Raw genomic sequence first — 10,699 nt, forward strand, 5'->3', positions numbered from 1 at the left:
CAGTAGAATCGAAGTTCGCTGTTGTGATTGAAACCGCTTCGTTATCAGAAGCCGAATTAAGCCGATACTGCCGGGAAAAAGGCTTATTGGTTGAACAGGTACGGGAATGGCGTGCCGCCTGCATTATGGGCAATATGAACGAGGCGCAGCGTAAAGTCGCAGAGAAAAAGCAGGTCAGAGAAGATAAGAAACGCATTAAGCAGTTAGAGAGAGAGCTAAGCCGTAAAGAGAAAGCGCTGGCGGAGGCGGCTGCACTGCTGGTACTGCGAAAAAAGCTCAGAGCTTATTACGGCGAGGAGGACGAGGACAGTTAACGCCGGTGAGTGAGCGCACACTCTATCTTGGTTGGTTCGATGAAGCGGTGGCAGCCGGAGCAAGACGTGAAAAAGCGGCGCAAGAGCTTGAATTGCCATTGCGAACGCTACGTCGCTGGCGGGATGAGCTAGGAATGGTTGTCGAAGATAAGCGACCTGCCGCAGTGAGGCCGGAGCCCTCGAACAAGCTCAGTGAAGCAGAACGAGCACAGATATTGGCAACGTGTAACAGCGAAGACTATGCCAGTTTGCCACCGTCCCAAATTGTACCGAGGCTTGCAGATAAAGGTATTTATCTGGCATCAGAATCGACCATGTATCGGGTGTTAAAAGCGGCCAATCAGCAGCATCACCGTGGAAAGAGTAAAGCAGCGCAGCGGCGGGCTAAGCCGACGAGTTACAGCGCAAACGCACCTAACCAGGTGTGGTGTTGGGACATCAGTTACATGCCATCAGGCATTCGCGGGCAGTACTGGTATTTATACGCGGTTATCGATATATACAGCCGCAAACTGGTTGCGTGGGAAGTCCACGACCGGGAGTGCAGTCAGCTGGCAAGTGAATTGATCCAACGGGCATTGCTGCGGGAACAGTGCTTATTCAAGCCGTTGGTACTTCATTCAGACAATGGCAGCCCGATGAAAGGCAGCACGTTACGAGTGAAGTTGCAGGAGCTGGGTATTACCACTTCCTACAGCAGACCAAGGGTGAGCAATGATAATGCCTTCGCAGAATCCTTGTTTAAAACCGTGAAATACTGCCCGCAGTGGCCGAGCAGTGGGTTTGCAACGGTGGAGGATGCCAGGGAGTGGATGCTGGGGTTTACGCACTTCTACAACCATGAGCACCGCCATAGCGGTATCAGGTTCGTAACACCGGCTCAGCGACACAATGAGCAAGATCATGAACTGCTGGCGAAACGAAAAATAGTGTATGAATATGCGAAAGCACTCAATCCGCAAAGATGGGGTTGCAGAGCAACGAGAAACTGGAACCCTATAGGCGCGGTAAACCTAAATCCGGATCGAGAAATCGTAACGGTTCAGGCAGCAGCATAAAAAGGGAAAATCGGACAACTATCTTGAAAAACTCCGATCTTGGCGAGCAAATTATGGCACAAGCGTATATGACAAGAGAGCCAAGAATAATTGCTGAACTTTATGCCAAGTTCCCCAATATTTACCTTATTGGATCAGTGAATAAAATAGCCGCTACCTTTAATTCACAAATCCAGGAAGACGTAAAAAAATGGCTTTGCCAGGAAATCATTAAAAATGAACTTAATAAAGGACTGGGTGCTAATGCCAATACTATATTAACCGCACTACAATATGGAGTTGATTTTTATCAGCCATTTGGGAGTCTGCATCTTGGCGAGCAAATTATGGCACAAGCGTGTATGGCAAGAGAGCCAAGAATAATTGCTGAACTTTATGCCAAGTTCCCCAATATTCATCTTATTGGAGCAGTGAATAAAATAGCCGCCACCTTTTATCCACAAACCCAGGAAGATGTAAAAAAATGGCTTTATCAGGAAATCATTAAAAATGAATTTAATAAAGGACATTCTGCTAATATCAATACGATTTTAACTGCCTTATATGAAGGGGTTAGTTTCTCCTATCCCTATAGAAAAGGATTATGTTTTGGGGAGCAGGTGGCCATCCAAGCGTTTATTTCAAAAGAATCTCGGCTCATTGCAGGTTTGTATGCATGCCATCCCAAAATCAATTACGTTATCCTGGTAGAACGGGTAGCAAGTATATTTGATAAACAAATTCAGCCTGAAGTAAAAAGATGGCTTTATTCAGAAGTTATAAAAAATGAATTTAATAAAGGCCCAAATGCCAATGTATATATGGTTTTGGCTGCTTTGCAGCAAGGGTTTGATTTTTATCAGATATATGACTCCCGGTTAACATTGGGGGAGCAAGCCATGGCTCAAGCCTTTATGGCTAAAGAACCTAAAATAATTGCAGAGATTTGTAGAAAATATCCCAATATTGATTATATTACTGCTGTTGAACGAGTGACCAATACTTTTGATAAAACTTGTCGGTTAGATGTTAACATCTGGCTCTCCCAGGAAGTGTTTAAGAATAGAAATAGTCAAGATAAAGCTTTATCTGAAATCAAGTTTGGACGATTTTTTACTGATTCCACTCTTAAAAGCCAGGATCATAAAAAAAGGGAAGAGGATGATGAATCAAATCAACTCTCTAGTAATCAGCCACAATAACAAGTTATTTTATAATGACTGTAAAGTCGCAGGTGCGGAGGGAATGTTGGTTGGTGTCCTTTAAGTAAAAGCTCTCCCCCTTAGCTTAAAATAAGCGAAGGGGTGTCAGAGTTGGCGAAAAAACACTGCATAGTTTCTTTAAGGAATTCAAAAGAATTTTTAGCTTGTAATTTGCAAGTCATTATAAAAGACATAGTTCTTGCCACATAAACTGGTTTTTCCAGTGCTTTATTGACTAGCTTTTGCTTGTTAAACACAAAACCCAAGCTCAGCTTAAAGTTATACTGCTCGTTTAAAAACTCCTGAAGCTCGCGACGAGATAATTTATATTTTGAAATCATCTGCGACATAAAACTCGTCAAATTTGGGCCGGTTACTCCTTCAGGAAGCTCTGCAACATGATTCTTATTGCAACATGAACAACGCCCCTTTTCTAAGTGATATTCCGTAACATGAAGTTTGGGCTGTGGTAGTTCATAAACCTGATGCCGTTGATGCTCCTCTTTTAAGCGAATCCTTCCTCCGCACTCACAGCGTGAAGGCAACCTACACATCACAATATCATCAACTTTATCGCTATCTAAAAGCTTGCGGGAATGACCCTTATGGCCAGGCTGGCCTCCACCCTTATTTTGAGAACCCTTATCTTTTTTCTTCTTTTTTTTTATCCAGCGATGGAGAAAGGGATGAATTTGACGAGTTATTATTTAACAGCTCTTTAAGGGCTTTATTTTCTTCCTCTAGCTTATCTATGTGAATGGTTAGAGTTTTCGTTATTTCTATAAACTGCTTCAGTAATTTGTGACAACCTTCTATGGTTTGGGGAAAGTCTTTTTCTTCCATAAAACAAGTTTTTTATATTCAGAGAGCACTAATTTACAGCAACTCATCTTATTTTTTCAAACAAAATTTAATGGGGCGTGAGCTATTACCCCTTTAAGTGTTTACACAAGCCTTATACAATTCTTTATCCTGATATTTTTGCAAGGTAGAATTATGCCACAACAGCGTAAAATTGCCATGATAGAATTTGCATAATTCTTTTAGCGCTTTTATTTTTTCATAAGCTTTTTCATGACCAAGGTTCATATAGCCCAATAGAGATGCCTCCATGGCGATTAAAGGGCGCTCAATGACTGAAAGCTTTTTTCTGTTGCCTAAATCATATAAATAATAATCATAACAAGTTCCTGCTTGAAACCCTGCCTGTTCTGCATACCCAAGAGTAGAGTCATGATCAATTGCTGCTTCCTCTAAAATAGAAGCTGTGGTTTTGGGATCCCATCTTAAATAATGCTGGCGGTTTCCCCAATCTTTCTGCGAGATGCCATATTGGCTGCAGGTTTTTTTTAATCGATCAATTTCTTGCTTGAACATTTCTGGGGACCGGCAGGAATAATAACTGCCATGCAAACCAATTTGATGCCCGCGATAATGAATAGCTTTTAGCAGCTCCTGGAGAAAAGGATGGGTAATACTATAGTCGGCATTTTCAGGGCAGGTATTTTCAATCAGAAAATAAAATGTTGCGGAAAGATTTTGTCTTTCCGCAACATCCATTAAAAATGAAAAGGTATTGAATGGATCATGTGCGGCAGCTTTACGGGATTTGACCATGTAAAAATGGTATGGCTGTTGCAAGGCATCCCTATATTGTTTATTCAAAGTGAATTTTGCCATTTCCTTGGCGCAGTTTATCCAGCCTGCAAATGCATAGCGGAACGGAATATCTACATCATGAGTTAATCTTAGTTGATATTGATGCTCTTTTCGTTCCAATTCCGGCCATAGCTGGGTCAGGCATGCCCAAAGCACTTCCAGGTATTCATTGACCAGAGGGCGGTGCAGATACTGGTTTTGATGGGCAAGGGAGGCTTCAAAAGGAAAGCGGCCGTGAATATCTCGTTCTTTTTTTACAAACGCTTCGTAGCCTGAGAGCATAAAGAAAGCTGAGCCAAAGACATCCAGGCTTAATTGTATTTCTGAGTCTTTTATATCAAAAAAAGTCCCGTTTGAATTTTGCGTACCGTAAATTACAGGGAGCTTTGTGTCTGCAATGTTGATATTGAATGGAACATCTTTGATATCCCAGGTTAATAATTTATTTTGGGGGAGCGAATGTTCAGTTAACCAATATTCAGGCTTTGTGGAAAACAGGATGTCTTCAATGCGCAATGTTTTATTATTGCGCGAAAATGTTATTCCTGGAGAATCATGAACGCGTATTTCATAAGAGATGCCTAAAAATTGATGTAAAAGGGTCTGGAGAATATACTCTCTTTCTAAACGGTAATTGTTTGGTATGCTTACAGTAATCATACTAAAAAAACATTTGCAGCCAGGCTTCAACTGCAACAAGTTGCCACACATATCTGCTGTCAATTTTACCTTGCTTGAACATAGTCCAGATATCCCAAATCGCTTGCGGATGAAAAAGATCTCTTTTTGCCAATGATGCAAATTGATGAGTGACGTATTCTGAAAGATCATTTTTGATCCAATGACCCATGGGAAGTGAGAATCCTTTTTTCTTCATGGATAAACATTCTGGCGCAATGTATTTCTCCGCTACTTTTCTTAAAATATATTTTTGCTGCCCATTCTTAATTTTATATTTAGATGGAATTTTAAAAGCCGCTTCAATTACTTCGTGATCTAAAAATGGAAACCGGCCTTCGAGTGAAAAAGCCATGGTGAATTGGTCTACTCGATACACGTGGTGGTTGCCAATATAGTGAATCAAATCCATGTAACACATGGCTTCAATATTATCGGTAAACTTGAGTCCTTGCCCTACATACATCATGCTGAGCTTTTCAATGGTATTGAATTCTTCTACCCTCTGACTCATAAACAGCTTTTGTTTAAGATGCTCAGACATGATGGTAAATAAAATGTTGTAGTAGCGATCAGCCGTTTTTGCCATTGTCAGTTCAGATACTCTGGCAAAGAGTTCTTTTTGATTGCGCAGCAATTTGAAAAAAGGAGCGATAGCCCGCATTAGAAACCTGCGATTTGCCCAGCGGGAGTGCCTGTAACCTGCAAAAAGCTCATCGCCGCCCAAGCCATTTAAAACCACTTTAACGTGATGATTGCTGACAAGCCTGGAGATGAGATAATTCGGAGACAGCGAATAATAAGGCTCTTCATAAAAACGAATATTATCTTCGATATTGTTTAAAATGGAGTCTACCTTGATGGTTTGGATGATATGCTCCAGCAGATACATGGCGGCTGTTGCCTGAGCTTGAGGGATCTCATCCAATCCTGCTGCATAATTCTCATAACCGAGCGTAAAAGCCTTGATGCCGGGATGTGCTTTTGCCGCCATTGCAGTAATTAAGGTTGAATCAACACCGCCGGACATGAATGTTCCAATTGAGACATCTGAGACAAGCATTCGCTTTACCGATGCATTGAGCCTCTCTTCCAGTAAATCGGCTGCATCTTGTTCAGAAAGAGAATGATCCTGGGTGCCAACCGGGATATGCCAATAGGCTTTATGGGTAATCTCACCATTCGGCTTAATGAGCATCCAGGAAGCTTGCGGCAGTGAATAAATATCCTTAAAACAGGTTAGAGGGCGGGGAGCTACACCGTAACTCATGGCATGATATAACCCCTCCAAATTGATTTCCGGTTTATAAAGCCCCGATGCAATTAATGTTTTTATATCCGAGCCAAAGATAAAGCGGTTATTTTGGATGGTGTAATATAAAGGCTTGATGCCAATTCGGTCTCTTGCACAAAAAAGGGTTTTTTCCTTATCATCCCAGATTGCAAAGGCAAACATCCCATTAAGACGTTCTAACGCGTCTATGCCCCAATGCTGATATGATTTAAGTAAGACTTCAGTGTCGCTTTTAGTGTGGAACTCGACGCCTTGTGACCGCAATTCTTTTGCTAATGCCTGAAAGTTATAAATTTCGCCATTATAGGTTATCCAGTAACGACGATCATCCGTGCACATGGGTTGAAGGGCCGCATCGGATAAATCAATAATGGACAAGCGCCGATGAGTCAGAAACAGATCCGCTTTGCCGGTATAGAGACTCTCATGAGGGGCGGCAATAAATTCCCCTGGCTTTTCATCCTTATACGCCTTGAAAAAACCCTGCCCATCAGGCCCGCGATGCGACATTGCACCAGCCATTCTATGGAGCGACGCGAGATCAGCATAAGCTTCACCGCCTAAGGCATAAATACCAGCTATTCCACACATAGTTGATTAAACTTCTCGGTTGCAGACCTTAATACATATAAATTTAAGAAGGCCATTGTAATATAACCAATTGACTTGGCAAGCGCCAAATAAATTAAGGTAGTGAAATAATCAGCCCCAAATAAACAAGCAGGCAGGAATGCTGAAAAATTTAAAAGAATAAATAAAACATTCCAATAGAGCGCAAAATCCTGGCGGTTAAAAAGCGCAAAATTCTGTGAGGGGCCGATAATGGCAAATTCTAAAAGGAGCATAATGGATAAAATGCGAGCAGACATTCCGGCCTGCAGCCAGTCTGAGCCAAATATAAAACCAAATAAAGATGGGCCAAGTAAGATCATGATTAAAATAAACGGAAAACCAACAATCAATCCATGGCAGATGGTTTTGATATATAGCGATAACAACTGATTGCAGTTGCCGCTGTTTTTTAAAGCAGCCCCTTCTCCCATATAAACCTGCCCGACAGCCTGGCCAATCAGCCCTAAAGGGGTACTCATCACCTGGATGGCTAATCCATACCAGCCGGCGATTTGAGAGCCATATAAAGCAGAAATAGCAATCGCTGGAAGATACAATCCCAATGCGTTCATTAAACTTGCGGGTGTGGAAAATACCGGAAAACGCCAGTAGCGGCGTACTGATTTTACTACCCAGGAATGCCTCATTTTTTTTAAAATTCGCTTCTCTAATTTAAACAGTTTTGTGATAAAAATGAGGGCAACAACAAAATGCCCTACGATCTGCCCCAAGATTAAACCTAATGATTTAACTTTAAGTAAGCCAAAAGTAATTTGCGTGCTGATTAGGCACATGGCTTGTGTCATTTTAGCGCGCCCAATGAGAGAGAAGAGGCGGTGGCGCACCATAAAATAAGTCATGATATTGTAAAGCCCGATGGCAAAAACGCTAATCGGCAAGAGCCATAAACTATTTTTTAAATTGTGCCGTATAATGGCACTGAGGGCACTGCCCATCACTAGATGAATACCCAGCACTATTATCAGGGTGAATATACTTAAACTGATTAAAGCCGCGATGCATAAGGATAAGCCTTCTATTTTTTTTTTAGGAACAGGAATGGCAACATCAAACCGCAATGCAGCAACGGACGCCAAAATGCCGAGTAAGGCAACATATACGGTGTATAAGCCGAAATGTTCAGGCGAGTAAATTCTTGTAATGATTGGGGACAGGAGAAATACCATTCCTTGCCCCAACGCGGTTCCCTGAATAACCAGGGAAATATTTTTAAGAAGGGTATTTTTTTTGAATAAGTTGTTTTTTATTAAGATTGTTGGCTTCATCAATTCAGTTGCAGGTAGGGGCTGCCGAATCAGAGGATTTTAACATAATAATCTGTAGTTAGCGTGTCAGTATATATAATAGAGAAAAAACTATTTACTGCATTTCTGTCTTTCCATCGACTTGTTCCATAAATCTGAGTGCTGTTGTTTCAAACATGAGATTGTTGTTTTTATAAAATGAATTGATGCGGTAAGTTTACTCAGATATACTTTTTTTCCGTTAAAATCAATCTATTTTGTTAAAATTTGTTCACTTGCAATCAATCTGCTTGAAAGGTATTAAATATTGAACACCATCCTTCGTGATATCAGTAATTCTCGTTTCCTGTATGTTTTGCTTGGATTCATTATCTTTTGGGCATGGTATAAACATTATCAGTTTATTCCGCTTTTTGTCTCCTTCAAAGGATTCTCACCTGTAGATTGGTTGGCTGAAATTAATGCACCACAAAATTTTTCTTCTGATTTTCACTCAGGGTTAAGTGTATATTCCATGTCCTTATATATGCACATATATCTTTTCCTGAATAAGCTGCATTTTGATCCTACCGTTTCAATGGCTCTTATGCTTGCGATAGATATAATTTTATTGGCATATGCATATTGGTTTTTAACTAAAACCCTTTTGCCTAAATCCCCTGTGATTATATCTATCATTGTCATTGTCTTTGCTTTTTTTACTTTTATTAATAGCCTTAATCTAGCTAATTATGGAGGCCGGGTATTTAATGGACTTTATTATAATGCAGCTGATGCATTTAGATTGATGTCCATAGCGTTATGGATTAGAAAAAGCTATATCAAATCAGTGGCTCTTATCACACTTTCAATATTAACGCACGCAATGATGGGGATTTGCGGATTAATATTCATATTTGGAATGCAGTTGCTAAATATTAAGAGGTTTTTTGAAATCAGAGTAATGCTGGCTTTTATTTTGGCAAGCATGGTTATTTTCTGTTGGTTGATCTGGCAAATGCCCGCTGCCACGCTTGGGCAGAATATACCAAAAGAGGATTGGTTTTTCTTTACGCAATTAACGAATTATCACTGGTACCCGCTTGCACTAAAGCGTTTTACAAGTAATTTCAATCTTTTTTTTAATTTTTTATGTTTGCTGACAATTGCGGTTTATGCAACTTTTTATCTTAAGAACAACTTGTACTATAAAGAGATTCTGGCCGGTTTTGGAGTAATAATTTTAGCTACAGTTTTTGGTGTGTTTATATCGGCGTATGCACCTAACCCCATTTTTATAAAGCTGGCAATACATAGAGCAAGCGAGTTTATCTCAAGAATTGGAATCATATACATTGCTGCTTATATTTGGCAAGAAATTAATGAAGGTAATTGTTGGCGAAAATCAATAGCGTTGGTCACGTTATGTACTCCTTTATTCTATTTACAAACCCCTTTTTTACTGATTACAGTTCTACTTGTTACTTATCCTGCTTTTATTGAAATTGTTAAAAAAATGTATAAGCCAGGTAACATTATCACCCTTATTCTTGTATCAATATTAACCATTCTTGCATGTGTTTATTATTATTTTGGATATACTGATAAGACTTTAGTTATCTACTTAGGCCAGGAAGGATTACGCAATAATTTTTTACTTGCTTTAGCCGTTTTTGGAGGATTGTCTTTAGTTAGCCATTATACAAAAGCCACATACTTGTTTGGATTATTTGCTATTCTGATTTTTTACGTATGCTTGTGCCTTGATGTGCAAAAAATAAAACCATATGACCTACCGGAAAACAAAATTGAGTTTTATAAATCTTATTATGATGTTCAACTATGGGCAAAAAATAAAACAAATACGCAATCACTGTTTATGATTGATCCCTCGATATCTCCATATGGTTGGAAAGCTTTTTCTCATAGATCTTCCTTTGGAACACCAAAACAATGGTTGTTTACCTGGCTTTATACCTCTGATTATAGCGCTTATTATGAGGGATTAAAACGTTTCAGAGAGTATGGGTTGAATCTTGATGCTTTTCTATTAGAAAATCCTCTGAATGTACATACATTCTTAAAGATTCAGAATGTTCTTGAGCAAAGGTTTTATCAATTAATTAAAAGTGACTGGATTGATGGCATCGCTGAAAAATATAATATTAGTTATATAGTATTGAAAAAAGAAGATGCAAACCTAAATGAGATGCTTTATAGTCGCGTTTATGAAAATCATCACTTTATTGTATTTAAGGTAAAAAGTGGAAAGCACGTAAAACATGCCTAAATTTTTTATTTAGCTAAGTTGCTGATCTTTTTATCTTTAATCAGTATCATTCTATTTCCATTTTAATCATTCTAATATTACTGTTTAAAATTGTGAGAGAAATAACCCATATGCAAGACGTTAACCTAAGTATTGTTATTCCTGCATTTAATGAATCTTTGATTATTGTAAATAACATTGATGAATTATCATCTTGGCTTAATAGCAATTTATCTGAAATTTCATATGAAATTATTGTTGTAGATGATGGTTCAACAGATAATATGGGTATTTTGCTCGATGATGCGAGCTACGGTTAAAAGTTGTGTATGGTCAAAAAAGATCAGGCAGCTTTCCCCTCATCCACTGAACCATTTTGTTTGATTTCTC

At 39.4% G+C, this 10,699-nt stretch carries 8 protein-coding genes and 1 pseudogene; 4 read left to right on the forward strand and 5 right to left on the reverse strand.

Annotated features, from left to right (window positions below):
* A pseudogene (locus Llon_RS10375) lies at window positions 1-1,372 on the forward strand (IS3 family transposase); the annotation flags it as partial.
* Between the two features lie 23 nt (window positions 1,373-1,395).
* Window positions 1,396-2,553, forward strand: coding sequence for a hypothetical protein (locus Llon_RS10380; protein WP_058529982.1), 1,158 nt, complete (start codon window positions 1,396-1,398; stop codon window positions 2,551-2,553).
* 80 nt (window positions 2,554-2,633) lie between these two features.
* Here Llon_RS10380 and Llon_RS11495 read toward each other — a convergent pair whose 3' ends face one another.
* The 5 genes from Llon_RS11495 to Llon_RS10405 all read right to left on the reverse strand — a co-directional run bounded on the left by Llon_RS11495 (window position 2,634) and on the right by Llon_RS10405 (window position 8,082).
* Window positions 2,634-3,107: an IS66 family transposase zinc-finger binding domain-containing protein gene (locus Llon_RS11495; RefSeq protein ID WP_115336876.1), complete on the reverse strand. Its 474-nt coding sequence runs from the start codon at window positions 3,105-3,107 to the stop codon at window positions 2,634-2,636.
* 88 nt (window positions 3,108-3,195) lie between these two features.
* The gene (locus Llon_RS11500; protein WP_131754673.1) at window positions 3,196-3,396 is read right to left on the reverse strand and encodes a hypothetical protein; all 201 of its coding nucleotides are present in this window, start codon (window positions 3,394-3,396) and stop codon (window positions 3,196-3,198) included.
* Between the two features lie 93 nt (window positions 3,397-3,489).
* Window positions 3,490-4,872, reverse strand: a complete 1,383-nt coding sequence (locus Llon_RS10395) for a polysaccharide deacetylase family protein (RefSeq protein ID WP_058529985.1) — start codon at window positions 4,870-4,872, stop codon at window positions 3,490-3,492.
* Between the two features lies 1 nt (window position 4,873).
* The gene (asnB, locus tag Llon_RS10400) at window positions 4,874-6,775 is read right to left on the reverse strand and encodes an asparagine synthase (glutamine-hydrolyzing) (RefSeq protein ID WP_058529986.1); all 1,902 of its coding nucleotides are present in this window, start codon (window positions 6,773-6,775) and stop codon (window positions 4,874-4,876) included.
* Complete coding sequence (locus Llon_RS10405; protein ID WP_058529987.1) at window positions 6,763-8,082, reverse strand: lipopolysaccharide biosynthesis protein; 1,320 nt, start codon at window positions 8,080-8,082, stop codon at window positions 6,763-6,765. The genes asnB and Llon_RS10405 overlap by 13 nt, the downstream gene beginning before the upstream one ends.
* Before the next feature lie 286 nt (window positions 8,083-8,368).
* Between Llon_RS10405 and Llon_RS10410 the strand changes: the two genes are divergently transcribed.
* Together Llon_RS10410 and Llon_RS10415 are read left to right on the forward strand one after the other, a co-directional pair.
* Window positions 8,369-10,330, forward strand: a complete 1,962-nt coding sequence (locus Llon_RS10410) for a hypothetical protein (protein ID WP_058529988.1) — start codon at window positions 8,369-8,371, stop codon at window positions 10,328-10,330.
* Window positions 10,331-10,440: 110 nt separating this feature from the next.
* On the forward strand, window positions 10,441-10,629 hold the full coding sequence (locus Llon_RS10415) for a glycosyltransferase (protein ID WP_058529989.1): 189 nt from the start codon (window positions 10,441-10,443) through the stop codon (window positions 10,627-10,629).
* Window positions 10,630-10,699 lie beyond the last annotated feature (70 nt).

This window comes from Legionella londiniensis (assembly GCF_001467825.1).
In the GTDB taxonomy this organism is placed as follows: domain Bacteria; phylum Pseudomonadota; class Gammaproteobacteria; order Legionellales; family Legionellaceae; genus Legionella_A; species Legionella_A londiniensis.